The organism is Azospirillum sp. A29 (assembly GCF_042604625.1).
GTDB classification, from domain to species: domain Bacteria; phylum Pseudomonadota; class Alphaproteobacteria; order Azospirillales; family Azospirillaceae; genus Azospirillum; species Azospirillum palustre.
The window spans coordinates 2,550,185-2,575,822 of record NZ_CP170466.1 but is presented as its reverse complement, the minus strand read 5'-3'; the positions used below and the strand labels follow the sequence as shown (position 1 = coordinate 2,575,822).

Genomic DNA, 25,638 nt, shown 5'->3' with positions numbered 1-25,638 from the left:
AAATCCGGACTGCCGGTGGGAAAGACGAAAAAAGTGGCGAACCTTGGGGTTCGCCACCGGAAGATAGGATACCTTGCAAGGCGGCGCAAAGGCTGCCTTGTGGCATCGTCCGTCGGTTGGACGTTCAGATGATTTCCATCACGTCGGCAAAAGACCAGGCAGCAAACACGCCATTCGGGCTACTTGCCGCCGAAATGCGCAGCTGAACCGACTTTGCCCCGCCAGCGGTGCCGATTACGGCGTGGGCAACCGGTTGCTGTGACCATTGTGTGGTGTTGGTCGGCGGAATGTGCTGCGACGTAACGCCCACATATTGCCCGGCGGTTACGTCGTACCAACAGGTCTGCACTGAACCGTTGCCGCTTGAAAAGCTGAAGGAAAGGCCGGACGTAAGCCGGAAGGTCCGGTTTTCCGGCAACTGTATGGAATAGGTTGCCAGTGTCAGGTTTCCGGCAGCAACCATGTCGAACCGGACGGGGCTGTTGACCGTCAGGCCTGCAGTCTGGTTGGTGGAGAGACGGAAAAATCCCCATCGTGTCGCCGCGGCGGGGGCGACCGCTCGCACCGCCATGTCACTCGCCTTCGCCGGTGGTAACGTCCAGCACTGTGGAACCGTTTACACCGATTCCAGCAATGAAGCCGTTGGCCTGCCGGTCGAAAATTTCGACGGTTCGCGCCATGATGGTCAACGTATTGATACCAGTCGAGGTGAAGGTTGCAGTGAACTTGATCCGGGCATCGGACGGTCCGAGATTGGCGATCCGGACATTGCGACCGACCACCGGCAGCGAGAAGGTTCCCGTGCTGGTAGGCGTCAAGCTGATGCGTTGGCTCTCAATCGGAGCAAAAGCAAAGGCCATTGATCGATCTCCCATTGCATAATCATGTTCCACTCCCGCCATCCGCTCATTTTTGGAAAGCCGAACGGATAGAAACGGTTGCGCACCGATCCTCTCCCCCATCGGCAACGCGGTCAAACATTAGTTGCAAAATCCAATAAATTCACAGCCTTAGTTATCAAATACGCCAATTTCACGACTTAAAATGGGCCGCACTGCATCGCAGTGCCCGCAAATTTTCTCATCTGCGGTCCGCGAGTCACGCAAAGAAAAAGCGCCGGACGAAGCCGGCGCTTTTGCGATCTGAGTGACGGAGCTATCAGCCCAGCAGCTTCGCCAGCGCCGCCTCGACCGGTAGCTCTTCCTTCTCGCCGGTGGCGCGGCGCTTCAGCTCGACGACGCCGTTCTTCAGGCCGCGCGGCCCGACGACCAACTGCCAGGGAACGCCGATCAGGTCCATGTCGGCGAACTTGGCGCCGGGACGCTCGTCGCGGTCGTCATAGGCGACCTCCAGACCGGCCGATTCGAGCTTCGCATACAGCTCGGCGCAGACGCGGTCGGTCTCGGCGTCGCCGGACTTCAGGTTGATCAGACCGACATTGAAGGGGGCGACGGCGTCCGGCCAGATGATGCCGTTGTCGTCGTGGCTGGCCTCGATGATCGCACCCATCAGACGCGACACGCCGATGCCGTAGCTGCCCATCTCCACCGGGATCGACTCGCCGTTCGGACCGGCGACCACCGCGTTCATCGGCTTGGAGTACTTGGTGCCGAAGTTGAAGATGTGGCCGACCTCGATGCCGCGGGCCGACACCAGATCGGCCTCCGGAACCGGGCTGTTGGCCGGGTCGTGCTTCTCGTCCGTCGCCGCATAGATCGAGGTGATGCGGTCGAAGAAGGGCTGCAGGTCGTCCTCCATGCCGGGGGCGTCCTTCAGCACATCCAGATTCATCCAGTCCTTGTGGCAGAAGACGCCGCTCTCGCCGGTCTCGGCCAGGATGATGAACTCGTGGCTGAGGTCGCCGCCGATGGGGCCGGTGTCGGCGCGCATCGGGATAGCCTTCAACCCGATGCGGGCGAAGGTGCGCAGGTAAGCCAGGAACATCTTCTGGTAGGAGCGGCGGGCGCCGGCCGCGTCGATGTCGAAGGAATAGGCGTCCTTCATCAGGAATTCACGGCCGCGCATCACGCCGAAGCGCGGGCGGATCTCGTCACGGAACTTCCACTGGATGTGGTAGAGGTTCAGAGGCAACTGGCGGTAGCTCTTGACGAAGGACCGGAAGATGTCGGTGATCATCTCCTCGTTCGTCGGACCGAACAGCATCTCGCGGTCGTGACGGTCGGTGATGCGCAGCATCTCCTTGCCGTAATCGTCGTAACGGCCGCTCTCGCGCCACAGATCGGCCGACTGGATGGTCGGCATCAGCAGTTCCTGCGCACCGGCGGCGTCCTGCTCCTCGCGGACGATCTGCTCGATCTTGCGCAGAACCCGATAGCCCAGCGGCAGCCAGGCATAGATGCCGGCGCTGGTCTGGCGGATCATCCCGGCCCGCAGCATCAGGCGGTGCGAGACGATCTGCGCCTCGGTCGGGGTCTCCTTGAGGGTCGGCATGAAGAAGCTGGACAGCCGCATGGCTCTGCTCTCGTGTGCGAGGTGTTCGACAAGGCCGACGCGCCCGCTGTTTCGCAACGAAAGAGCGGACACGACGGCGGGTGAGCGACTTTAAGAAGGTCGCCCTCACTTGTCCACTGTAAGCCCCCCGCCGGCAGTCCCGCCTGCCTCTCTCCCTACCGGGTGCGGCAATAGGCGTAAAGGCGCTCCTCGGCGCCCGGATCGATCGGCTGGCCGTTCAGATAGAGCCGGTCGCCGACGACGCTGAGCCAGACCGCAGTGATGTCGTTGGGCAGATAGGGAACCGACGGCAGGGCGACGCCCATCCGCCGGGCAAGATCGACCGACAGCGGCAGGTCGATGGGAATCGGCGGCTGCGCACCGGCGCTTCCCGGCAGATCGGCCGGCGCCACCGCCCGGCCGTTGACATCGACGCCCGGCCGATACTCGACGTCGGCGGCCGGCACATGGCGGGTCAGCCGCTGGCACAGCGACAGGTCGATCACCGGCCGGTCGCCGGCCGGACTGCTGCGGACCGCATCGGGGGTCAGCGGAATCGGACCGGGAAGCAGCTGCGGCGACTGCGCCGGGGCCGGAACCGAGGCGAAGGAAAGCACCAGGGCTGCCAGCCCGACGCGCACGGACCGGCGCACAGGGGCTCCGCGCGGGGTCACAGCGTGTGCCGTTCGGCCACCGGGGCCGGATTGCGCATGGCCTTCCAGTAGAGCGACAGGTAGGGCATTCCTTTTTCCGCCTCCTCCTGGGTCCGCGCCGACTGGCGGATGTATTTGCCGATGAAGGGCTTGTTCACATGCTCCAGGTCGACAGCCGCCTTCAGCACCAGGAACTCGCCGATCTTGTCCGGCAGATTGTAATGCCATTTCTGCAGGCAATCGGAGGTCACACCCGGCTTCGCCTGTTCGGGCTCGGGCAGGTAAAACTCCTGATGGTGGTACTGCGAGATTTCCTTCCACGCCTGCGCCACCCGGCCCGGCTTCAGGCGCGGCAGCGCCTTCAGGATGCGGACATCGTCATGGAACAGCGGCAGGAAGCCGCGCTTTTCCGCCAGTTCGGTCAGCATCGTATGAAGGCCGGCCATCACGCTGCCCTCCGCACCGCCGCCGCCGTCGCTGCCCGTCTTTTCCTCCCGCCTTCGGCCGAACAGGGCGCTGAAGAAGCCCTTTTTCGGCTTGGACTGGCTGCTGTTGCCGCCATCCTGCCCGATTTTGCGCTCGTCCCACAGTGAGTCCCAGGCAAATTCCCAGGCCGTGAAGATGGCGTTGGAGCGGTCGTCGAGAACGGTCAGCAGATACTCCCGCCCCTCCCGCGCCCAGTCGACGTCACCGACGATGGCGCGCACCGGACGGCGGCTGAGCACGACCGGCAGAATGCCGACACGCACCAATTCCTGATAGAACTCAACGAAGGACGGAGTCTGGATGAAGGGCAGGACCGAGCATGGCTGTTGCTCAGGCGCCAGCAGCTCCATGCTTTTCTTGGTACGCTCCAACAGTTCGGCCGCCACAACCGCCGCGAACTGATTGAACCGTTCGTTTTCATTCGCGGCCATCGGCGCCTCGACTGTCGTCCCTTTCCTGCCGCCCGCCGGAGCGGGCAAAGGTCCAGCTGGATACGCGAGCAAAGCGGAAAGCCCCCCGGACAGCATGGCCCCCCGGTGGCGATCTGAAAACCCGGCTGAACGCCCGCACTGGGGAAACCCCACCACAGGAACTAAGCCGAGCAACGCTACCAAGTAAACCGTTAACGTTTTCTGGACCAGCGGCGGAAATTTCCTGTCCCAGCCGCACCGCCCGATGCCGACCCGTATCGGATGGAAAAGAAAAGGCCGCGCAGCGAATGCGGCGCGGCCTATCGAGTTTAGGGAGGAATCGCCACCAGGCGTCGGAAAGGGGGGAAGATCCCCCCTCGTCACCAGAAAAGAGTGGACCCGCGCCGTGGCCATGGCAAGCCTAAAACAAAGGCAGAGCCACTCCCTGCACAAAATACTTGCATTTTTGCCCAGGCTTTCAGCGTTTGCCGTGGTTCTGGGCGGGTTTTTGCTTATTCCTTAGGCTGATACCCGCGATAACCGGCGTCCATCGCGGCTTTCCACGGCGGGTTCAGCCCCAGCACCACCGCCTGGATCGGACAGTCGGCCTGATGGGCTCCCGGCAGGTAACCCAGGCTCATCAGGAACTCGCCGACGATCTCGCCGCCGGTGAAGCGGAAATTGCGGCCGAACAGCTTCACCCATTCCGCTTTGGACAGCGGATGGTGGGCACGCAGCCAACCGTCGAAGGACCCGTGGGTTACCCGCAGCGCGACGATGCGCCGGGCATTCTCGATCACCGCATCCACCTTCAGGCGGTTGCGGACGATCCCGGCATCGGCCAGCAGCCGCGCCCGCTCCACCTCGCCATAGGCGGCGACCCGGTCGATGTCGAAGCCGTCGAAGGCGGCACGGAAAGCACCCCGCTTCCTCAGGATGGTCAGCCAGGACAGGCCGGCCTGGTTGATCTCCAGCACCAGACGCTCGAACAGCACCCGGTCATCGCTGCTGGGAAAGCCGTATTCGCCGTCGTGATAGGGACCATGGTGGGGATGGCCGGGTGCGGCCGCGCAATAGGTCAGGCTCACCCGCCCTGCTCCTCTGTGTCGTCAGAACATGTCCCGCGCCATGTCCCGGAAGGAAACGAGGCCGGACCGCTCGATGCCGAAGATCACCAGCCACACCAGCAGGGCGACCAGCGACGTGATGATGAATTTGCGCAGAATGCGCGGCTCGACCGGTGCGGAGGAGGCCATGCCGGGTTCCGGCGTCTCCGGGGTCCTGACGCCCCAGGGCAGCACCGCGAACAGTACCACCCACCACACGACGATGTAGACGAAGGCCGCAGTCACCCAGTTGTCCATCGCCCTCTCCGCATTTCAGTCGATCAGGCCCGCAGCAGACCTGCGGCAGTCCACGATCAGGCCTGTTCCAGTTCCACCAGCGTCCCGCAGAAATCCTTCGGATGCAGGAACAGCACCGGCTTGTCATGGGCGCCGATCTTCGGCTCGCCGTCGCCGAGCACGCGGGCCCCCTGCTCCTTCATCCGGTCGCGGGCGGCCAGGATGTCCTCCACCTCGTAGCAGATGTGGTGGATGCCGCCGGACGGGTTCTTTTCCAGGAATCCGGCAATCGGCGACTTCTCCCCGAAGGGATGCAGCAGCTCGATCTTGGTGTTGGGCAGCGTGACGAAGACGACGGTGACGCCATGTGGTGGCAGGTCCACCGGCTGCGACACCGCGGCGCCCAGAGTATCGCGGTAGAGCGCAGTCGCCGCCGGCAGGTCCGGAACGACGATGGCGACGTGGTTGAGCTTCCCGATCATGCGTGTCCTCTCGATGGCTGTCCCTGGCCCGTTAGGGGGCTCTGATAAGCCTGTTATACAGTGTTTCACTCAGACGCGGACCAGATGGACCTCCGTCACCGGCTTCTTGCCGTGGGACGCATTGAAGCAGCGGCGCACGGCGATCCGTGCCGCCTCCTTCACCTGGGCGTCGTCGGCCCGCGCCGATTTGGGCAGCATCGCCACCGACTCGCGCACCGCATCGACCACGTCCAGCAGCAGGTCGCGGTCGGTCGCCTCGTCGATCAGCCCCATCACCGCCACCTGCGGCGCGGTCATCAACTCGCCCGTCGCGCTCATCACCAGCGTCACCACGGCGGCGCCGTTGTTCACCATCCGGTTGCGCGTCCGCATCATGCCGGTGTCGAGCGGCACCAGACGCTTGCCGTCCACCGCCATGCGCCCGGCCCGGACATGGGCGACCACGCGGGCGCCCTCCGCCCCGTCGAGGCGGAGGATTTCGCCATTGGCAGGCACGATGCTGTGGGGGATCTGGCAATCCTCCGCCAGGGCGGCATGGGCCTGCTGGTGGCGCTGCTCACCATGGACCGGCACGGCGATGCGGGGGCGCACCCACTGGTACATGCGCACCAACTCGTCGCGCGCCGGGTGCCCGGACACATGGACCGGGGCCTCGTCCGCCGTCACCAGCTCGACGCCCTGGGCGACGAGCTGGTTCTGCATGCGGCCGATGTCGCGCTCGTTGCCCGGAATCTCGCGGGAGGAGAAGATCACCACGTCGCCGCGCGACAGCGTCACCTGCGGATGGTCATTGGCGGCGATGCGGGCAAGGGCGGAGCGCGGCTCGCCCTGGCTGCCGGTGCAGATCAGCACCAGCTTTTCCCGCGGCAGATAGCTGGCGTCATGCTCCGACAGGAATTTCGGCACGTCGGCCAGATAGCCGGTCGCCCGTGCCGCCTCGTTGATGCGCCACAGCGACCGGCCGACCAGCGCCACATGGCGGTCATGCGCGGCGGCGGCGGCGGCGATGCTCTCCAGCCGCGCCACATTGGTGGCGAAGCAACTGACGGCGATGCGGCGGTCGCGGTAGCGGCCGAACAGCTCCATCAGCGCGTCACGGACGGTCGCCTCCGACCCGGACGCGCCGGGCACCAGCGCATTGGTGCTGTCGCCGATCAGCGCCAGCACCCCCTCGTCGCCGATGGCGCGCAGCCGTTCCTCATCCGCCGTCTCGCCGACCAACGGATCGGGATCGAGCTTCCAGTCGCCGGTGTGCAGGATGGTCCCGGCCGAGGTGCGGATGGCGAGCGCGTTCGGTTCGGGTATCGAATGCGTCATGGTGACATATTCGACGGAGAAGGGACCGACCTCCACCGTGCCGCCCAGCGGGATCTCGTGGATCGGCACCGTGCTGCTCAGGCCCTTCTCATGCAGCTTGGCGCGCAGGAAGGCCGCAGTGAAGGGCGTGCAAAAGACGGGGCAGCGCAACTCAGGCCACAGATACTGGACGGCGCCCAGATGATCCTCATGGGCGTGGGTGAGCACCAGCCCGACCAGATCGTTGCGCCGCGCCGCGATGAAGGCCGGATCGGGCATGATGACGTCGAGCCCGGGCATGGTGTCGTCGGCGAAGGAGATGCCGAGATCCACCATCAGCCATTTGCCCTGATGGCAGTAGAGGTTGAGGTTCATCCCGATCTCGCCGGAACCGCCGAGCGGGAGGAAATACAATGCGCCATCCTCCGGAACGAAGGTGTCCACCGGGGCTTCGGACAGTCCGGCGGCGGTCTTGGAGGATTGTGTCATTGGACCGTGTTGCGCTTGTGGATCAGGAGGAGACCGCGGAGCGTCAGCTCGTTGTCGGTGTGTTCGATGACATGGGTGGCCTTGGCGAAAAGAACAGCCAACCCACCGGTGGCGACCACCCGCATCGGCTCGCCGTACTCCGCCCGGATGCGCGAGACCAGCCCTTCGATCAGGCCGACATAGCCCCAGAATATGCCGGACTGCATGCAGGCGATGGTGTTCCTGCCGATCACCTCGGCCGGCGGTTGGATTTCGACGCGCGGCAGCTTGGAGGCCGCCATCTGCAGCGCCTCCAGCGACAGGTTCAGGCCCGGCGCGATCACGCCGCCCCGGTAATTGCCCTCGGCATCCACCACGTCGAAGGTGGTCGCCGTGCCGAAATCGATGACGATCAGCGGCGTCTTGTAGGTCGCGGCGGCTGCCACCGTGTTGACCAGCCGGTCGGCACCGACCTCCTCCGGACGGTCGACCAGGGCCTTGGCCCCCAGATCGACGCCGGGCTGGCCGACGATCACCGGCTCGCAGCCGAAATGGTCCTTGCACAGCCGCTTGAGGTTGAAGGTGGCACCGGGCACCACGCTGGCGATGATCGCGCCATGGATGTCGACCGGCTTCAGACCCTTCAGCGCCATCAGATGGGTCAGCCACACCATGTATTCGTCGGAGGTGCGCTTGGGATCGGTCGCCGTGCGCCAGATGCCGCGCTGGCGGTCACCGTCGTAGATGGCGAACACCACATTCGTGTTTCCGGCGTCGATCGCGAGCAGCATGGCAAAGTCCTGAAGGCGGTGAGCGTTTGAAATCGGCGGAGGCTCAAGAGTCCGGTGGTCAGGGCTCAGCGGATGGCGGCGCGAAGAACACGTCGCCGGCAGCGATCCGCTGGCGCGGTCCGCCGTCCGTTGGATCAAGCAACAGAACGCCGTCGCTGTCCAGATCGGCGAAGGTGCCGGGGATCGTCCGATCGGCCAGCCTGACCAGGATCGGCCCGCCCAACCCCTTGGCCCGCGACATCCACGCATCGCGCACGGGACCGAAACCATGGGCACGCCAGCGGCCATACCAAGCCGCCAGATGTTCCGCATAGACCTCCAGCAGCGCGCCGGGCCCCATGGGCGGAGCGCCTTCGGCGATCAGGGAGGTGGCACCGTAATCGGCGGTGGGGGGAAAATGCCGCAGGTTGATGCCGACCCCCAGCACCACCCAGGCGACCTTGCCGTCGGGCGCCGGTTCCGACTCGAGGAGGATGCCGGACAGCTTGCGGTCATGCACCAGCACGTCGTTCGGCCATTTGCAGCGTACGCCGCCAGGATCGGGCAGCACCGATTCGGCGGTTTCGGCAATGGCGAGCGCGGCCACGAACGAGACCTGGGCAGCTTCCGCCGGAGGCAGGTCGGGCCGCAGGATGGTCGTGCTGTAAAGGTTGCCTTCCGGGGAGGTCCAGGCCCGGCCCCGGCGGCCCCGGCCGCTCTCCTGCCGACGGGCCCAAACGACGGTGCCTTCCGGTGCCCCGGAACGCGACAAGGCCTTCGCTTCGTCGTTCGTGCTGCCGACGGAGTCGAAGGCCTTGACCTGGAAACCCGGAGGCAGGCGCAGACGCGCTGCCTCCGCTTCGAGCGATGACGTCATCGGTCGGATATCACCCGGCGAACAGAGCCGCCGCAGCCGCAGCCGCACCGTTCAGGATCGGCGCGGGAGCGACGAAGAACAGCAGGGTGAACAGGCTGGTCAGCACCAGGACGCCGGTCATTCCGTCGTCATCGACCTTGTCGACCACCACCGCGGGCTCATCGAAATACATGATCTTGATGATGCGCAGGTAGTAGAAGGCGCCCACGACGCTGGTCAGCACACCGATAACGGCCAGCGTGTATTCCTGGGCGGCGACGGCGGCCAGGAAGACGTAGAGCTTGCCGAAGAAGCCCGCCATCGGCGGGATGCCGGCCATGGAGAACATGAAGATCGCCATGGTCGCGGCCAGCATCGGGTTGGTCTTGGACAGGCCGGAGAAGTCCTTGATCTCCTCCAGCATCTGGCCCTTGGCCTTCATGCTGAGGATGACGGCGAAGGCGCCGATGTTCATGGCGATGTAGAGCGCCATGTAGATCAGCACGCCGCGCACGCCGTCCTGCGTGCCGGTGGTCAGGCCCACCAGCGCGTAGCCGACATGGCCGATGGAGCTGTAGGCCATCAGGCGCTTGATGTTGGTCTGCATGATGGCGACGAAGGAACCGATCACCATCGACAGGATGGCTGTCGCCACCAGAACCTGATGCCACTGGGCGGCGAGATGGCCGAACGGCTCCATCACCACGCGGGTCAGCAGGGCGATGGCCGCAACCTTCGGCGCCGCTGCGAAGAAGGCGGTCACCGGGGTCGGCGCACCTTCATACACGTCCGGCGTCCACATGTGGAACGGAGCGGCCGAGACCTTGAAAGCCAGACCGGCCATCACGAACACCAGACCGATCACCAGCCCCGGCGAGACATGGGCGCCGCCGGCGAACAGGGCGGCCACCTTGTCGAAGGAGGTCGTGCCGGCGAAGCCGTAGACCAGCGAAGCACCATACAGCAGCATGCCCGAGGAGAGCGAGCCGAGGACGAAGTACTTCAGGCCGGCCTCCGACGACTTGGCGCTGTCGCGGCGGAAGGCCGCGATGACGTAGAGCGCGAGGCTCTGCGTCTCCAGCCCGACATACAGCGAGATGAAATCGTTGGCCGAGATCATCATCAGCATGCCGAGCGTGGCGAAGATCATCAGCACCGGGAACTCGAAGCGGGCCATCTGCTCCCGCTCGTTGAAGCCCAGCCCGAGGATCACCGCGAAGGCAGCGGAGACCAGCACCAGCACCTTCATGAAGACGCCGAAGGCATCCATCACGAACATGCCGTTGAAGGTGACGACACGGCCGCTGCCGTAGCCCATCGCCAGGATGGCGGCGAGCAGCATGCAGACGATCGACAGGTAAGAGACGGGACGGGTGAAGCCGTCGCCGCGGAACACGCCCAGCATCAGCAGGGCGACGCCCGAGAGCGCCAGGAAGATCTCCGGCAGGGCCGGCCAGATGTCGGGAAACACTGCGGTCATGTCGAAGAACCCCTTACCGAGCGGCGACCGAGACACCGGACGCGGCGTGCGACGCGGCCAGTTTGGTCTGGTAGGTCTGGATCAGCTGCTCGACCGATGCCGAGGTGACGTTCAGGAAGCTGCTGGGATAGATGCCCATCCACAGGACGACGGCAATCAGCGGCACGAACACCGCGATTTCGCGCGGGGTCATGTCGAACATCGCCTTGACGTCCGGCTTGGTCAGCTTGCCGTAGACGACGCGGCGGTAAAGCCACAGCGCATAGGCGGCACCGAGGACCATGCCGGTGGCGGCGAGGGCGGCAACCCAGGTGTTGTCGCGGAAGACACCCATCAGCACCAGGAACTCGCCGACGAAGCCGGCAGTGCCCGGCAGGCCGACCGAGGCCATGGTCATGAACAGGAAGACCACCGCATATTTCGGCATGTTCTTCACGAGGCCGCCGTAGCGGGCGATCTCGCGGGTGTGCAGCCGGTCATAGACGACGCCGACGCACAGGAACAGCGCACCCGACACGACGCCGTGCGACAGCATCTGGAACACCGAGCCTTCGATGCCCTGCTGGTTCAGCGCGAACATGCCGATGGTGACGAAGCCCATGTGGGCGACCGACGAGTAGGCGATCAGCTTCTTCATGTCCTCCTGGGCGAGAGCGACCAGCGAGGTGTAGATCACGGCGACGACCGACAGGGTGTAGATCAGCGGCGCGAAATACTCGGTCGCTTCCGGCAGGATCGGAATGTTGAAGCGCAGGAAGCCGTAACCGCCCATCTTCAGCAGCACGCCGGCCAGGATGACCGAACCGGCGGTCGGCGCCTCGACGTGGGCGTCCGGCAGCCAGGTGTGGACCGGCCACATCGGCACCTTCACCGCGAAGGAGGCGAAGAAGGCCAGCCACAGCCACAGCTGCATGTTGCGCGGGAACTGGGTGGCGGTGATGGTCGGGATGTCGGTGGTGCCGGCCACATAGTACATGGCCAGGATCGCCAGCAGCATCAGGACCGAGCCGAGCAGCGTGTAGAGAAAGAACTTGAAGGCGGCATAGACGCGACGCGCGCCGCCCCAGATGCCGATGATCAGGAACATCGGGATCAGGACGCCTTCGAAGAACATGTAGAACAGAACGAAATCCAGCGCGCAGAACATCCCGATCATCAGGGTTTCCAGCGCGAGGAAGGCGATCATGTATTCCTTGAGGCGGACCTGCACCGACTCCCAGCTCGCCAGGATGCACAGCGGCATCAGAAAGCCGGCCAGGACGACGAACAGCACCGAGATGCCGTCGACGCCCATGTGGTAGTTGATGCCGAACTCGGGGATCCAGCCCGCCTTCTCGACCATCTGGTAGCCGGGATTGCGCGGATCGAAGTTGGCCCAGACCAGCAGGGTCAGGACGAAGGTGACGAGGGTCGTCCACAGCGCGATATACCGCACGTTCCGCTGAACGTCCGGGGTGTTGCCCCGGCAGAACAGCAGGATCAGCGCGACGCCCACGAGCGGCAGGAAGGTCGCGAACGACAGGATCGGCCAGCTAGCCATTGTTGTTGTTCTCCTTCGAAACCGCTCAGCCGAAGACCGACAGCCAGGCGACGAACAGGACGACCCCGATCACCATGGCAAAGGCGTAGTGATAGACGTACCCCGACTGCAGCCGGCTGGTGCGTGCCGCGATGTCGCGGGTGGCGGCGGCGACGCCGTCCGGACCCACACCGTCGATCACCGCCCCATCGCCCGACTTCCACAGGCCGTAGCCCAGGGCCTTGGCCGGACGGGTGAACAGCGCGTCATACAGCTCGTCGAAATACCACTTGTTGTAGAGGAACTTGTGGATGCCGCTGAAGGTGCTGGCGATCCGGCCCGGCAGGCGCGGCATCATCACATAGCCGATGTAGGCCATGGCGATACCGATCAGGCCGACGACCAGCGGAGCGATCGCGACCCAGCCCGGGGTGTGGTGGTGCGCAGCCTCGATGGCGTCGTGGCCGTGCAAGGTCATGATCGCCTTGCCCCAGAACTCCGCACGGTCGTGGCCGATGAAATATTCGTGGAAGCCGACACCGGCGAACAGCGCGCCCAGCGTCAGGACCGCCAGCGGGACCAGCATCACGACCGGCGACTCATGGGCGTGGTCGTAGACTTCCTTGTCCATCCGCGGCGTGCCGTGGAAGGTCATGAACAGCAGGCGCCAGGAGTAGAAGGCGGTCAGCAGAGCCGCCGCAATGCCGAGGGCGAAGGCGAAGCGCCCCACGCCGCTGCCCGAGGCGAAGGCCGCCTCCAGGATCATGTCCTTGGAATAGTAACCGGCGAAGAAGGGCAGACCGGCGAGCGCCAGATTGCCGATCCACATCACCGCATAGGTGAAGGGGATCTTGCGCCAGACGCCGCCCATCTTGCGCATGTCCTGCTCATGGTGCAGGGCATGGATGACCGAACCGGCGCCAAGGAACAGCAGGGCCTTGAAGAAGGCGTGCGTGAACAGGTGGAACATGGCGGCGCCGTAGGCGGAGACGCCGGCGGCGAAGAACATGTAGCCGAGCTGCGACATCGTCGAATAGGCGATGACGCGCTTGATGTCGAACTGGGTGAAGCCGATGGTCGCCGCGACGAAGGCGGTCAGACCACCGACCACCGTCACCACTTCGAGCGCCGTCGGGGCGTATTCGAAGACCGGGGACAGGCGGCAGACCATGAAGACGCCGGCGGTGACCATGGTGGCCGCGTGGATGAGCGCCGACACCGGGGTCGGGCCTTCCATCGCGTCCGGCAGCCAGGTGTGCAGGCCGAGCTGGGCCGACTTGCCCATCGCGCCCATAAACAGCAGCAGGCAGGCGATGGTCAGGCCGTTGAAGTCCCAGCTGAGGAAATGCAGGGTCTGGCCGGTCAGCGTCGGGGCCTTGGCGAAGATCGCGTCGAATTGGACCGAGCCGGTCAGCACGAAGATCGCGAAGATGCCGAGCGCGAAGCCGAAGTCGCCGACGCGGTTGACCAGGAAGGCCTTCATCGCGGCGGCGTTGGCCGAGGGCTTCTCGTACCAGAAGTTGATCAGCAGGTAGGAGGCCAGACCGACGCCCTCCCAGCCGAAGAACAGCTGGACCAGGTTGTCCGCCGTCACCAGCATCAGCATGGCGAAGGTGAACAGCGACAGGTAGCCCATGAAGCGCGGCTTCTGGGGATCCTCGGCCATGTAGCCGATGGAATAGACGTGCACACAGGCCGAGACGGTGTTGACGACAATCAGCATCACCGCGGTGAGCTGGTCGACGCGCAGCGCCCACTTCACGTCGAGCGTCCCGCTCTGGATCCAGGTCATCAGCTCGATCGTGCGCGGATGGCCGTGCACGGCGACATCGTAGAACAGGGTCCAGGACAGGATCGCCGAGACGATGACGGCGCCCGCGGTCACGAACTGCGCGACGCGGTCGCCCACGGTCGGCGGGCCGGCGACGACATGGTGGTCGTCGTGGGCATCGTCGTGCGCGTGGTTCAGCTCGTCGTGCGAGATGTGGTGGGCATGATCGTCATGGGCATGGGCGATCTGGGCGTGCCCGTGATCGTCATGGCCATGACCGTGGCTTCCGTGACCCGCAGCCACCGGCTCGGCCTTCGGCCCGCCGAACAGCGCGATCGATCCGGCGATGAGGAACGCCAGGAGCGGAAGGAATACGACTAGCACTTCCATGGCGCCGCCTCAGCCCTTCATCATGTTGATGTCTTCGACTCGGATCGAGCCGCGGTTGCGGAAGTAGACCACCAGGATGGCGAGGCCGATGGCCGCCTCGGCGGCGGCGACGGTCAGGATGATCATGGCGAAGATCTGGCCGACCAGATCGTGCAGGAAGGTCGAGAAGGCGACGAGGTTCAGGTTCACCGCCAGCAGCATCATCTCGATCGACATCAGGATGATGATGACGTTCTTCCGGTTCAGGAAGATGCCCAGCACACCCAGCGTGAAGATGATGGCCGAGACCGTCAGGTAATGTCCGAGACCGATCTCCATAATCACACGCCCTCCCCGGTCGAGACCTTGCGGATGGCGACCACGTCTTCCCGGCGACGGGCGATTTGGGCGCCGACATTCTGTTTGCGCACGCCCGGACGGTGCCGCAGCGTCAGCACGATCGCGCCGATCATGGCGATCAGCAGGACGATGCCCGACGCCTGGAACAGGTAGACGTACTGGGTGTACATCAGCCGGCCCAGCGCCTGGGTGTTCGACACCTGATCGAAGGCCGGGGTCGGCGCGCCGGCGACGGCGGCGACGTTCGGCGCGACGATCCAGCCACCGAGCACCGCAGCCAGTTCGGCCAGCAGGATCAGCCCGACCAGCGCGCCGAGCGGCAGCGCTTCCATCGCGCCCTTGCGCAGCTCGCGGAAGTTGATGTCGAGCATCATCACCACGAACAGGAACAGCACGGCGACGGCGCCGACATAGACGATGATCAGGATCATCGCGATGAACTCGGCCCCCATCAGGAGGCAGAGACCGGCCGCCTGGAAGAAGGCGAGGATCAGGAAAAGGACGGAGTGAACGGGGTTCCGCGCCGAGATGACCATCACACCGGAGGCCACCAGCAGCGCGGCGAACACGTAGAAGGCGATGCCTTGGAGTATCATCGTTTTTCTCGCTTCCGCTTACCGGTAAGGAGCCTCGGCCGCGAGGTTCTGGGCGATTTCCGCCTCCCAGCGGTCGCCGTTCGCCAGCAGCTTCTGCTTGTTGTAGAAGAGCTCTTCCCGGGATTCGGTGGAGAACTCGAAGTTCGGCCCCATGACCACCGCATCGACCGGGCAGGCTTCCTGGCACAGGCCGCAGTAGATGCACTTGGTCATGTCGATGTCGTAGCGCGTGGTGCGGCGGCTGCCGTCGTCACGCGGTTCGGCCTCGATGGTGATGGCGAGAGCCGGGCACACCGCTTCGCACAGCTTGCACGCGATGCAGCGCTCTTCGCCGCTCGCATAGCGGCGGAGCACATGCTCGCCACGGAAGCGCGAGCTGATGGGGCCCTTCTCATAGGGATAGTTCAGCGTGACCTTGGGCTTGAACATGTAGCGCAAGGTCAGCGCCATGCCGCCCAGCAGCTCGGTCAGGAACAGGCTGCGCGCCGCGCGGTCGAGGAACGCCATGGCCTCTTCGTCTCCTTCCTCGCCGGCGGCCGCTCCCGTTTGATGGGTTGGCTCGCCGGCACTCAAATCGACACGTCAATGGTGGGTTCGGTGCAGGCTGGCTTTTCGGCGATGCCGCTTACTTCGGCAGCCAGCCGAAGGTCACCAGGACGCCGGCGGTCAGCACGACCCAGAACAGCGACAGGGGCAGGAAGACCTTCCAACCCAGCCGCATCAGCTGGTCGTAGCGGTAGCGCGGCACGGTGGCGCGAACCCAGACGTAGGTGAACAGGCAGAACGCGATCTTCAGCGCAAACCACACGATGCCCGGCACCCAGGTGAAGGGCGCGAAGGGCAGCGGGGGCAGCCAGCCGCCGAGGAACAGGATGCTCGTCATCGCGCTCATCAGGATCATGTTGGCGTATTCGCCAAGGAAGAAGAGCGCGAAGGGGGCCGAGCTGTATTCGACCATGAAGCCGGCGACCAGCTCCGACTCGCCTTCCGGCAGGTCGAAGGGGGCGCGGTTGGTTTCCGCGAGCGCCGAGATGAAGAACATCACGAACATCGGCAGCAGCGGGATGCAGAACCAGACCTTCTCCTGGGCCCGCACGATGTCGGTCAGGTTCAGCGAACCGACGCACAGCAGCACGGAGATGATGATGAGGCCCATCGAGACCTCATAGGACACCATCTGCGCCGCGGAGCGGAGCGCGCCGAGGAAGGCGTAGCGCGAGTTCGACGCCCAGCCGGCCATCACGATGCCGTATACGCCCAGCGAGGAGATCGCGAACAGGTACAGTACGCCGACGTTGATGTTGGACAGCACCACCCCGTAGTCGAACGGGATGACCGCCCAGGCGATCAGCGCCAGGAAGAAGGTTAGCATCGGCGCGACGTAGAACACGATGCGGTTGGCGCCTTCCGGCAGGATCTGTTCCTTGGCGAACAGCTTCAGGCCGTCGGCGAAGGGCTGCATCAGACCGAAGGGGCCGACGATGCTCGGACCCTGGCGCATCTGCATCGCACCCATGATCTTGCGCTCGGCATAGGTCATGAAAGCGACGGCAACCAGCAGCGGCACGGTGATCGCCAGGATCTGCAGGACCATAATGATCAGCGGCAGGAGGAAGCCGCTCCAGAACTCAGCCATGGGTGCCAGTCCTCTCCTGAGCAGGGCCCACCAGCGCTTCCGTGCAGTTGGCCATCGTCACCGACGCCCGGCTGATCGGGTCGGTCATGTAGAAGTTGGTGATCGGCGTCACGAAGGGGGCGGCGTCCACCGGCCCCTGCGCGCCGAACGGCGCCCAGCTGGCCGGGGTCATCTCGCCGACCGCGCCGAAGATCGGGTTCGCCGCCATCAGCCGCTGACGCAGCTGGCCGTGGGTGTCGAAGGGCAGCGTGGTGCCCAGGACTTCCGACAGGGCGCGGACGATCTTCCAATCCTCGCGCGCTTCGCCCGGCGGGAAGACCGCGAGACGGGCGAGCTGCGGACGACCTTCGGTGTTGACGTAGACCGCGTTCTTCTCGGTGTAGGCCGCACCCGGCAGGATGACGTCGGCGCGGTGGGCGCCGGCATCGCCATGGTGGCCCTGATAGACCACAAAGGCATTGCCCAGCTTCGCCATATCGATCTCGTCGGCACCCAGCAGGTAGACGAAGTCGATCTCGCCCTTCGACGCGCCGTCGAGGATGCCGTGAACGTCTCGGCCGCCCTCGCCCGGCAGGAAGCCGGCTTCGATGCCGCCGACTCGCGCCGCGGCGGTGTGCAGCACGTTGAAGCCATTCCAGTCGCCGCGGAACATGCCGTAGACCTCGCCGACCAGACGGGCGGCAGCCTGCACCGCGAGACCGTCGGCGCGCTGGAAGGCGCCCATGCCGACGATGATCATCGGGTTCTTGGCGGCGCGCAGCGTCTCGGAGAACGGGTGGCTGCCGTCGACCAGTTGCTGCAGCGCGTCCGGACCGGAACCGATCACGCTGTAGGGGTAGGTCAGGTCGCGCTGCTCGCCGATGGAGGCAATGGTGACGCCGCCGGCCATATAGCGCTTGCGGATGCGGGCGTTGACCAGCGTACCTTCCCAGCGCGGGTTGGTGCCGACCAGCAGGATGACGTCGGCCTTTTCGATGCCGGCGATGCCCGAGTTGAACAGGTAGCCGGCCCGCACCGAGGTGTCGAACCGGGCACCATCCTGGCGGCAATCCAGGTTGGCCGAGCCGAGCCGCGACAGCAGCTCCTTGAGCGCGAACTGAGCCTCGACATCGACCAGATCGCCGGAGATGGCGGCGATGCGGTTGCCGGACAGGCCCTTCAGACGCGCCGCGATGGCGGTAAAGGCCTCGGCCCAGCTGGCCGGGACCAGCTTGCCGTTCTGGCGGATGTAGGGGCGGTCCAGACGCTGGCGCTTCAGACCGTCATAGGAGTAGCGGCTCTTGTCGTTCAGCCACTCCTCGTTGATGTCGTCGTTGACGCGCGGCAGGACACGCATCACCTCGGGCCCACGGGCGTCGACGCGGATGTTCGAGCCGACGGCATCAAGGACGTCGATGGTCTCGGTCTTCCGCAGCTCCCACGGCCGTGCCGTGAAGGCGTAGGGCTTGTGGGTCAGCGCGCCGACCGGGCAGACGTCGGCGAGGTTGCCCGACAGCTCGGAGCCGATGGCCTTCTCGACGAAGGTGGTGATCTCCATGTGCTCGCCGCGATAGACGGCGCCGACATCGGGAACACCGGCCACTTCATTGATGAAGCGGATGCAGCGGGTGCAATGGATGCAACGGGTCATGATGGTCTTGATGACCGGACCCATATACTTGTCCTTGACCGCCCGCTTGTTCTCGCCGTAGCGGCCGCGGTCGAAGCCGTAGGCCATGGCCTGGTCCTGCAGATCGCACTCGCCGCCCTGATCGCAGATCGGGCAATCCAGCGGGTGGTTGATCAGCAGAAACTCCATGACGCCCTTGCGGGCCTTCAGGACGGTCTCGCTGTTGGTGCGGACGACCATTCCGTCGCCGCAGGGCATGGCGCAGGACGCGACCGGCTTGGGCGCACGCTCCATCTCCACGAGGCACATGCGGCAGTTGGCCGGCACGCTGAGGCGCTCGTGGTAGCAGAAGCGCGGAATCTCGATCCCCAGCTGCTCGCAAGCCTGGAGGATCGAGGTACCCGGCTCGACCTCGATCTCGATCCCGTCGATGGTCAGTTTCGGCATGGGAACGGGAACTCCTTACTCGGCCGCCAGCGGGGCGCTGTTGCGGTAGGCCTGGATGCGCCGCTCCACTTCCGGGCGGAAGTGGCGGAACAGGCCCTGGATCGGCCAGGCGGCAGCGTCGCCGAGCGCGCAGATGGTGTGGCCTTCGACCTGCTTGGTGACCTGCAGCAGCATGTCGATCTCTTCCATGCGGGCATTGCCGGTGACCATGCGCTGCATGACGCGGCTCATCCAGCCAGTGCCCTCGCGGCAGGGCGTGCACTGGCCGCAGGACTCATGGGCATAGAAGGACGACAGGCGGGCGATGGCCTTCACGATGTCGGTGGACTTGTCCATCACGATCACCGCGGCGGTGCCGAGGCCCGACTGCACTTCGCGCAAGGAGTCGAAGTCCATCAGGACGGTGTCGCAGATCGACTTCGGCAGGACCGGGACCGACGAGCCGCCCGGGATGATGCCCAGCAGGTTGTCCCAGCCGCCGCGCACGCCGCCGGCATGCTTCTCGATCAGCTCCTTCAGCGGGATGCCCATCTCCTCTTCCACGTTGCACGGCTTGTTGACGTGCCCGGAGATGCAGAAGAGCTTGGTGCCCGAGTTCTTCGGACGGCCGAGGCCGGCGAACCAAGAGGCGCCGCGGCGCAGGATGGTCGGAACGACGGCGATGGATTCGACGTTGTTCACCGTGGTCGGGCAGGAATAGAGACCGGCCTGGGCGGGGAACGGCGGCTTATTGCGCGGCTGGCCCTTCTTGCCCTCGATCGACTCGATGAGCGCGGTTTCCTCGCCACAGATGTACGCTCCCGCACCGCGGTGGATGTAGACGTCGTAATCGTAGCCGGTGCCGCAGGCGTTCTTGCCGATCAGCCCCGCCGCGTAAGCCTCGTCGATGGCGCGCTGGACGTTGGAGCCCTCGTTGTAGAACTCGCCGCGGATGTAGATGTAGCAGGCGCTGGCGCCGATGGCGAAACCGGCGATCAGGCAGCCTTCGATCAGCTTGTGCGGATCGTGGCGCAGGATGTCGCGGTCCTTGCAGGTGCCGGGCTCGCCCTCGTCGGCGTTGATGACGAGGTAGACGGGCTTGTCGGTCACGTTCTTCGGCATGAAGGACCACTTCATGCCGGTCGAGAAGCCGGCGCCGCCACGGCCGCGCAGCCCTGATTCCTTCACCTGCTCGATGATCCAATCCCGGCCATTGGCCAGGAAGGATGCCGTGTTGTCCCAATCACCGCGCTTGCGGGCCCCGTCAAGACCGAAGTCTTGGTAGCCGTAGAGGTTGGTGAAGATGCGGTCCTCATCGCGAAGCATCGCTGTCCCCTCCCCCTCAATCGTCCGCTTGCGCGGTGGTAAAGGCCTTCAGCGTCGTCGGGCCGCCGACCGGCTCCGAGGACTGACGGCCGCTCTGCGAACCGGGCTTCGGCGTCTCGCCGCGCGCCAGCGCGTCGAGGATGCGCTCCATATGCTCCGGGGCCACGTCTTCGTAGTAATCGTCACCGATCTGCACAACCGGCGCGTTGACGCAGGCGCCCGAGCACTCGACCTCGCCCAGCGTGAACTGGCCGTCGGCCGTGGTTTCGCCCACCTCGATGCCGAGCTTCTTCTTGCAGGTGTGGACGATGTCGTCCGACCCGCGCAGCCAGCAGGGGGTGGTGGTGCAGACCTGGATGTGGTGCTTACCGACCGGGTTCTTGTTGTACATCGTGTAGAAGGTCGCGACCTCATACACGCGGATGCGCGGCATGCCGAGCAGGTCGGCCACGGCATCCATGGCGACGCGCGGCAGCCAGCCGCCATTCTGGCGCTGGGCCACGTCCAGCAGCGGCATGCAGGCGCTGGCCTGCTTGCCCTGCGGATACTTGGCGATGATGCGCTTCGCCAGCTCCAGGTTTTCCTGGGTGAAGGTGAAGCTGGTCGGCTCGGCGTGGCCGTGATCGGAAGCGGGCGCGCTCATCGATCGATTTCTCCGAAAACGATGTCCATCGAGGCGATGTTGGCGACGGCGTCGGCCAGCATGTGACCCTTCGACATGAAGTCCAGGCCCTGAAGATGGGCGAAGCCCGGCGCGCGGATCTTGCAGCGGTAGGGCTTGTTGGTGCCGTCGGACACCAGATACACGCCGAACTCGCCCTTGGGCGCCTCGATGGCGGTGTAGGTTTCGCCGGCGGGAACGTGGAAGCCCTCGGTGAAGAGCTTGAAGTGGTGGATCAGCGCTTCCATCGAGCGCTTCATCTCGCCGCGCGGCGGCGGGGAGACCTTGCGGTCCTCGATCTTGTAGGGACCGGCCGGCATCTCCTTGCAGCACTGGCGGATGATGCGCAGCGACTGCTTCATCTCCTCCATGCGGACCAGATAGCGCGCCCAGCAGTCGCCGGTCAGGCCGACCGGGACGTCGAACTCCATGCGGTCATAGACCTCGTAGGGCTGCGACTTGCGCAGATCCCAGGCGACGCCTGAGCCGCGCAGCATCGGACCGGTGAAGGCCCAGTCGAGCGCCTGCTCCTTGGTGACGATGCCGATGTCGACGGTGCGCTGCTTGAAGATGCGGTTCTCGGTCAGCAGGCTCTCGAGGTCGTCCATGAACTTCGGAAAACGCTCGGTGAAGGCCCAGATGTCGTCGAGCAGCCCGTCCGGAATGTCCCAGGCGACGCCGCCCGGCCGGAAATAGTTGGCGTGCAGGCGGGCACCCGACACGCGCTCGTAGAACTCCATGAGGATTTCGCGTTCCTCGAAGCCCCACAGCGCCGGGGTGATCGCGCCGACGTCCAGCGCGCCCGTCGTGATCGACAGGATGTGGTTCAGGATGCGCGTGATTTCCGAGAACAGCACGCGGATGTACTGAGCGCGCAGCGGCGCCTTGATCTGCAGCAGGTTCTCGATGCCGAGCACATAGGCGTGCTCCATGCACATCGGGCTGACATAGTCCAGGCGGTCGAAATACGGCACGGCCTGGATGTAGGTCTTGTACTCGATCAGCTTTTCGGTGCCGCGGTGCAGCAGGCCGATGTGCGGATCGCAACGCTCCACCACCTCGCCGTTCAGCTCCATCACCAGTCGGAGCACGCCGTGGGCGGCCGGATGCTGCGGCCCGAAATTCATCGTATAGGGCTTGATCTGCGTCTTGGTCTCCGGACCGGAGGCGCTGATCGCCCCGCTCGGAACCGTCGAGACGACGCCGGTCGCCGATTCGGTCGAAACGGTCATGCTCACGGCTTCTTGCTCCCGTCCTGGAGGGCCGCCTTCTCATCGCCGGGCAGCATGACGTTGGTCATGCCTTCCCACGGGCTGAGGAAGTCGAAGGCGCGGAAATCCTGGGTCAGACGGACCGGCTCATAGATCACGCGCTTCTGGTCCTCGTCGTAGCGGGCTTCGACGTAGCCGGTCAGCGGGAAGTCCTTGCGGAAGGGGTGCCCCTCGAACCCGTAGTCGGTGAGGATGCGGCGCAGGTCCGGATGGCTCTCGAAGAAGACGCCGAACAGGTCCCACGCCTCGCGTTCGAACCAGTTCGCGGCGCTGAAGACGGAAACGGCCGACGGGACAGGCGTGTCCTCGTCGGTGGCCAGCTTCACGCGCATGCGCCGATTGTGGGTGTAGCTGAGCAGCTGGTAGACGACCTCGAACCGCTCCGCGCGGTCGGGGTAATCGACCGCGGTGATGTCGGTCAGCTGCTCGAACCGGGTGTCCGGGTCGTCGCGCAGCGCGGTCAGCACCGCCAGGACGGCCGGCCGTTTGACCGTCACCATCAGTTCGCCGAGCTTCACCTCGACCTTGAGAACGTCGCCGCCGATCTTGGCGGCGATGACGTCCCCGAGTTCCTTCAACGCCTGTTCGGACATGGGTGGGACCCTGCCTTCCTACTTGTCTTCAGCGCGCTTGTCGTTCGTCCCGCCTCCGGCGGCCGGAAGCGGGACGGTACGCCGTGGTCAGCGGGCGATGCGATTGCCGCGCTTGATCTTCTTCTGGAGCTGGAGGATGCCGTAAATCAGCGCCTCCGCCGTCGGCGGGCAGCCGGGCACATAGATGTCCACCGGCACGATCCGGTCGCAACCACGCACCACCGCGTAGGAATAGTGGTAGTAGCCGCCGCCGTTGGCGCAGGACCCCATCGAGATGACCCAGCGCGGCTCCGGCATCTGGTCGTAGACCTTGCGGAGCGCCGGGGCCATCTTGTTGGTCAGGGTGCCGGCGACGATCATGCAGTCGGACTGGCGCGGGCTGGGACGCGGAATGACGCCGAAGCGGTCCAGGTCGTACCGGCTCATATAGGCGTGGATCATCTCCACCGCGCAGCAGGCTAGACCGAAGGTCATCGGCCACAGCGAGCCGGTCCGGGCCCAGGCCAGCAGATCCTCGTACTTCGCCAGCACGAAGCCTTTGTCCTGGATCTCGTCGGAGACCGCGCGGATGTAGGCGTCCTGTTCCGGTCCGGGCGGAATCGGCGCCAGCGGCTTGGCGACCTCTACTCCCATTCCAGAGCTCCTTTCTTCCACTCGTAAATGAAGCCGATGGTCAGGATGCCCAGGAACAGCATCATCGACCAGAAGCCGAACAGCCCGATGTCACCGAGCGCGACCGCCCACGGGAACAGGAAGGCGACTTCCAGGTCGAAGATGATGAACAGGATCGAGACCAGGTAGAACCGCACGTCGAACTTGGTGCGCGCGTCCTCGAACGGCTCGAAGCCGCATTCGTAGGGGGAGACCTTCTCGGCGTCCGGGTTCTTCGGGCTGATGACGTAGGATGCCCCCACCATCACCGCGGCCAGCGCGATGCCGATCAGCAGAAACACCAGGATCGGAAGATACTCAATGATCAGCGGAGTCGACACCGCGTTCCTCCCATAAGCCCACGACCACGGGCGCCGTTCCGGCCGGGAAATCGGCGGAAGCGCAAAGCCGTGGCAGCCATGCCTTGGATTAGCCCATCAGACGGGCCGGAATATATGCCGAGACCGTGGGCAAGGAAAGCGCTTTGAATCGCTTTTCACCACGCGGAAGGACAAGCCAGCCCCCGCGCTAGACCCTGGTAATACCACGTTTTTAAAATAGGGGAAAGCGAAGACAATATGCATGCGAAAAAGGACCCGCAATTTGCGAGTCCTTGGAGCATACTGGCGATTGACGCCGAATTTGAAAGAGATAGTGGCGCGAGTGACGGGACTTGAACCCGCGGCCTCCGGCGTGACAGGCCGGCGCTCTAACCAACTGAGCTACACCCGCGCAGAGCGACTTGTTCGAAACACCTGATCGTTACTCAGCCAAAGGCTTGTTTCGTTTGGTGTTTTTCACCGGAGCCGTTGAGGCCCCCGTCGTTCGGTGGGCGGTTTGTAGTCGCCCGGGCCGCTGCCTGTCAATCACCAAATTGCAAAAAATTCCTCTCCGGCGAGGCCTGCCGTTCGCGGGCGTTTCACCCGCACCCTCAGGGCAGGCGATGGGCGGTGCGGCGCAGCTCATCGAGCCGGTCGAAGGCCTGCAGCATACCGGCCGAGAGTTCGCGGTGGTCGACGGCATCGGGTCCACCGAAGCGGGTCAGCGTTTCCTCCAACGCGCGGGCCAGATGTTCAGCGACATCGAGATGCTCCTGCTCCAGCGCCAGTTCCAGCGCGGCGAGAATGCGGTCGCCCAGCCGCCGATCGTTCGAAGTCATGCGTTTTCCCACCCTGATCCTGAACCGCACGGCATCGCGCCGCCCCGGTCATATTGCCTCGACCATACCAGCTTCGACCCGGCTGCGCGGAGTGATTCGCATCGCTGCGACATTTCAGAGGCAGCCCTTCCGGAGCGCCCTACCCCGTGCGATAGTCGCGCCATGCCGATCCACATCTCCCCCCGTCTACGACTGACCGCCCTGCTGCCGTCCCTCGTCCTGTTCGCCGTGGGACCGGCGATGGCCGCCGCGAATGTCTCCGCCGCGCAGTCGGAAGCCAAGGAGATCGCCAAATCGATGGGCAACTGCACGCCGGCGAAGGTGGAGGTGCTGCGCTACACCGTGGGGCGGGAGGGAGCGACCACCTTCAAGGTCGGCTGCACGGAGGACAAGGATGCCTTCGTCGTCGTGCAATGCCGCTCGCGCATCTGTACCCTGTTGCGCTGAGGCCTGCCCCAGCGGTGAATTCACCGCTTGTTAACCGCGCCCGCGTGCACTGTGCGGGATCGGTCGCGGCACATGCGTAGCGATGGGAACTGCTGGATGGTGGGCACGGGCATGGTCGCAGGGTTGGGCGCGACGCGAATGGGCCGGATGCGTGGTTGGATCGCCGTTTCCCTTGCGATCCCGGCACTGGCTCTTGCCGGCTGCACCTCCCCGCTCGGGCTGGCGGCGGCCGGTGCGGATGTCGTGACACTGAACGCCACCAAGAAGACCATCGGCGACCATATCGTGTCGGCCGCCACGGGACGCGATTGCTCGATCCTGAGTTTCGAGACGACCGGCGATTATTGTCCGGACAAGGTCGAGGTCGACCGGTCCCGCGTCTACTGCTACCGCACGCTGGCCGACGTCGAGTGCCACCACATCCCCGACCCCTACCGCAACGGCAACACCGCGCTCGCCAGCCCGCCGCCGGACATCCGCACCCTGCCGCGCAAGAAGGGATGGTTCGACGACGCGACGCCTTACGCCCCCAACAGCGGTTCGTAAGGG

28 protein-coding genes and 1 tRNA gene are annotated in these 25,638 nt (G+C 65.0%); 2 read left to right on the top strand and 27 right to left on the bottom strand.

Translation table 11 applies throughout. The annotated features are described in order from the left end of the window. Window positions 1-124 precede the first annotated feature (124 nt). The 27 genes from ABNQ38_RS27310 to ABNQ38_RS27180 all read right to left on the bottom strand — a co-directional run bounded on the left by ABNQ38_RS27310 (window position 125) and on the right by ABNQ38_RS27180 (window position 24,642). The gene (locus ABNQ38_RS27310) at window positions 125-571 is read right to left on the bottom strand and encodes a hypothetical protein (protein ID WP_377808955.1); all 447 of its coding nucleotides are present in this window, start codon (window positions 569-571) and stop codon (window positions 125-127) included. Between the two features lies 1 nt (window position 572). Continuing rightward, window positions 573-977, bottom strand: coding sequence for a hypothetical protein (locus ABNQ38_RS27305; protein ID WP_377808954.1), 405 nt, complete (start codon window positions 975-977; stop codon window positions 573-575). Window positions 978-1,158: 181 nt separating this feature from the next. Then, window positions 1,159-2,472 carry a proline--tRNA ligase gene (gene proS / locus ABNQ38_RS27300; protein WP_098739381.1) on the bottom strand — a complete coding sequence of 438 codons (1,314 nt, stop codon included), beginning with the start codon at window positions 2,470-2,472 and terminating at the stop codon, window positions 1,159-1,161. 155 nt (window positions 2,473-2,627) lie between these two features. Next, entirely contained in the window at window positions 2,628-3,104 is a 477-nt protein-coding gene (locus ABNQ38_RS27295) for a hypothetical protein (protein ID WP_377808953.1), read from the bottom strand. Window positions 3,105-3,121: 17 nt separating this feature from the next. Beyond that, a complete protein-coding gene (locus tag ABNQ38_RS27290) occupies window positions 3,122-4,021 on the bottom strand; it encodes a hypothetical protein (protein ID WP_377808952.1) in 900 nt (299 codons plus the stop codon). Window positions 4,022-4,512: 491 nt separating this feature from the next. Further along, entirely contained in the window at window positions 4,513-5,088 is a 576-nt protein-coding gene (locus ABNQ38_RS27285; protein WP_377808951.1) for a DNA-3-methyladenine glycosylase I, read from the bottom strand. Window positions 5,089-5,109: 21 nt separating this feature from the next. Further along, window positions 5,110-5,364, bottom strand: a complete 255-nt coding sequence (locus ABNQ38_RS27280; protein WP_098739377.1) for a DUF1467 family protein — start codon at window positions 5,362-5,364, stop codon at window positions 5,110-5,112. A gap of 56 nt (window positions 5,365-5,420) precedes the next feature. Further along, window positions 5,421-5,825, bottom strand: a complete 405-nt coding sequence (gene mce / locus ABNQ38_RS27275; RefSeq protein ID WP_098739376.1) for a methylmalonyl-CoA epimerase — start codon at window positions 5,823-5,825, stop codon at window positions 5,421-5,423. A gap of 69 nt (window positions 5,826-5,894) precedes the next feature. After that, the gene (locus ABNQ38_RS27270) at window positions 5,895-7,610 is read right to left on the bottom strand and encodes a ribonuclease J (RefSeq protein WP_377808950.1); all 1,716 of its coding nucleotides are present in this window, start codon (window positions 7,608-7,610) and stop codon (window positions 5,895-5,897) included. After that, window positions 7,607-8,380: a type III pantothenate kinase gene (locus ABNQ38_RS27265; protein WP_098739374.1), complete on the bottom strand. Its 774-nt coding sequence runs from the start codon at window positions 8,378-8,380 to the stop codon at window positions 7,607-7,609. The genes ABNQ38_RS27270 and ABNQ38_RS27265 overlap by 4 nt, the downstream gene beginning before the upstream one ends. A gap of 58 nt (window positions 8,381-8,438) precedes the next feature. After that, entirely contained in the window at window positions 8,439-9,236 is a 798-nt protein-coding gene (locus ABNQ38_RS27260; RefSeq protein WP_377810125.1) for a biotin--[acetyl-CoA-carboxylase] ligase, read from the bottom strand. A 10-nt stretch (window positions 9,237-9,246) separates the two neighbouring features. After that, window positions 9,247-10,695 (bottom strand): NADH-quinone oxidoreductase subunit NuoN, encoded by a 1,449-nt coding sequence (nuoN, locus tag ABNQ38_RS27255; protein ID WP_098739372.1) that lies wholly within the window; start codon window positions 10,693-10,695, stop codon window positions 9,247-9,249. A 13-nt stretch (window positions 10,696-10,708) separates the two neighbouring features. After that, window positions 10,709-12,235 (bottom strand): NADH-quinone oxidoreductase subunit M, encoded by a 1,527-nt coding sequence (locus ABNQ38_RS27250; protein WP_377808949.1) that lies wholly within the window; start codon window positions 12,233-12,235, stop codon window positions 10,709-10,711. A gap of 25 nt (window positions 12,236-12,260) precedes the next feature. Then, the gene (gene nuoL, locus ABNQ38_RS27245; protein WP_377808948.1) at window positions 12,261-14,375 is read right to left on the bottom strand and encodes an NADH-quinone oxidoreductase subunit L; all 2,115 of its coding nucleotides are present in this window, start codon (window positions 14,373-14,375) and stop codon (window positions 12,261-12,263) included. Between the two features lie 9 nt (window positions 14,376-14,384). Then, window positions 14,385-14,693 (bottom strand): NADH-quinone oxidoreductase subunit NuoK, encoded by a 309-nt coding sequence (gene nuoK / locus ABNQ38_RS27240; RefSeq protein WP_014248409.1) that lies wholly within the window; start codon window positions 14,691-14,693, stop codon window positions 14,385-14,387. 2 nt (window positions 14,694-14,695) lie between these two features. Then, the gene (locus ABNQ38_RS27235) at window positions 14,696-15,310 is read right to left on the bottom strand and encodes an NADH-quinone oxidoreductase subunit J (RefSeq protein ID WP_377808947.1); all 615 of its coding nucleotides are present in this window, start codon (window positions 15,308-15,310) and stop codon (window positions 14,696-14,698) included. Between the two features lie 18 nt (window positions 15,311-15,328). Continuing rightward, complete coding sequence (gene nuoI, locus ABNQ38_RS27230; RefSeq protein ID WP_042693501.1) at window positions 15,329-15,817, bottom strand: NADH-quinone oxidoreductase subunit NuoI; 489 nt, start codon at window positions 15,815-15,817, stop codon at window positions 15,329-15,331. 118 nt (window positions 15,818-15,935) lie between these two features. Beyond that, window positions 15,936-16,946: an NADH-quinone oxidoreductase subunit NuoH gene (nuoH, locus tag ABNQ38_RS27225; RefSeq protein WP_109096496.1), complete on the bottom strand. Its 1,011-nt coding sequence runs from the start codon at window positions 16,944-16,946 to the stop codon at window positions 15,936-15,938. Then, window positions 16,939-19,002: an NADH-quinone oxidoreductase subunit NuoG gene (gene nuoG / locus ABNQ38_RS27220; protein ID WP_377808946.1), complete on the bottom strand. Its 2,064-nt coding sequence runs from the start codon at window positions 19,000-19,002 to the stop codon at window positions 16,939-16,941. Before nuoG ends, nuoH begins: the two co-directional genes overlap by 8 nt. A 15-nt stretch (window positions 19,003-19,017) precedes the next feature. Continuing rightward, entirely contained in the window at window positions 19,018-20,307 is a 1,290-nt protein-coding gene (nuoF, locus tag ABNQ38_RS27215) for an NADH-quinone oxidoreductase subunit NuoF (protein WP_109052068.1), read from the bottom strand. A gap of 16 nt (window positions 20,308-20,323) precedes the next feature. Next, a complete protein-coding gene (gene nuoE / locus ABNQ38_RS27210) occupies window positions 20,324-20,950 on the bottom strand; it encodes an NADH-quinone oxidoreductase subunit NuoE (RefSeq protein WP_377808945.1) in 627 nt (208 codons plus the stop codon). Next, window positions 20,947-22,095, bottom strand: coding sequence for an NADH-quinone oxidoreductase subunit D (locus ABNQ38_RS27205; protein ID WP_244560922.1), 1,149 nt, complete (start codon window positions 22,093-22,095; stop codon window positions 20,947-20,949). The genes nuoE and ABNQ38_RS27205 overlap by 4 nt, the downstream gene beginning before the upstream one ends. Before the next feature lie 107 nt (window positions 22,096-22,202). After that, the gene (locus ABNQ38_RS27200; protein ID WP_377808944.1) at window positions 22,203-22,832 is read right to left on the bottom strand and encodes an NADH-quinone oxidoreductase subunit C; all 630 of its coding nucleotides are present in this window, start codon (window positions 22,830-22,832) and stop codon (window positions 22,203-22,205) included. A gap of 87 nt (window positions 22,833-22,919) precedes the next feature. After that, complete coding sequence (locus ABNQ38_RS27195) at window positions 22,920-23,465, bottom strand: NADH-quinone oxidoreductase subunit B family protein (RefSeq protein WP_174470176.1); 546 nt, start codon at window positions 23,463-23,465, stop codon at window positions 22,920-22,922. Next, the gene (locus ABNQ38_RS27190) at window positions 23,456-23,824 is read right to left on the bottom strand and encodes an NADH-quinone oxidoreductase subunit A (RefSeq protein WP_045580751.1); all 369 of its coding nucleotides are present in this window, start codon (window positions 23,822-23,824) and stop codon (window positions 23,456-23,458) included. The genes ABNQ38_RS27195 and ABNQ38_RS27190 overlap by 10 nt, the downstream gene beginning before the upstream one ends. 314 nt (window positions 23,825-24,138) lie before the next feature. Further along, a tRNA-Asp gene (locus tag ABNQ38_RS27185) sits at window positions 24,139-24,215 on the bottom strand. Between the two features lie 199 nt (window positions 24,216-24,414). Beyond that, window positions 24,415-24,642: a hypothetical protein gene (locus ABNQ38_RS27180; RefSeq protein WP_377808943.1), complete on the bottom strand. Its 228-nt coding sequence runs from the start codon at window positions 24,640-24,642 to the stop codon at window positions 24,415-24,417. A 162-nt stretch (window positions 24,643-24,804) separates the two neighbouring features. On the opposite strand from ABNQ38_RS27180, the gene ABNQ38_RS27175 reads away from it, so the two are divergent. Both ABNQ38_RS27175 and ABNQ38_RS27170 read left to right on the top strand, forming a co-directional pair. Beyond that, window positions 24,805-25,089 carry a hypothetical protein gene (locus ABNQ38_RS27175; RefSeq protein ID WP_377808942.1) on the top strand — a complete coding sequence of 95 codons (285 nt, stop codon included), beginning with the start codon at window positions 24,805-24,807 and terminating at the stop codon, window positions 25,087-25,089. 147 nt (window positions 25,090-25,236) lie between these two features. Next, entirely contained in the window at window positions 25,237-25,635 is a 399-nt protein-coding gene (locus ABNQ38_RS27170) for a hypothetical protein (protein WP_377808941.1), read from the top strand. The last annotated feature ends 3 nt before the right edge of the window (window positions 25,636-25,638 follow it).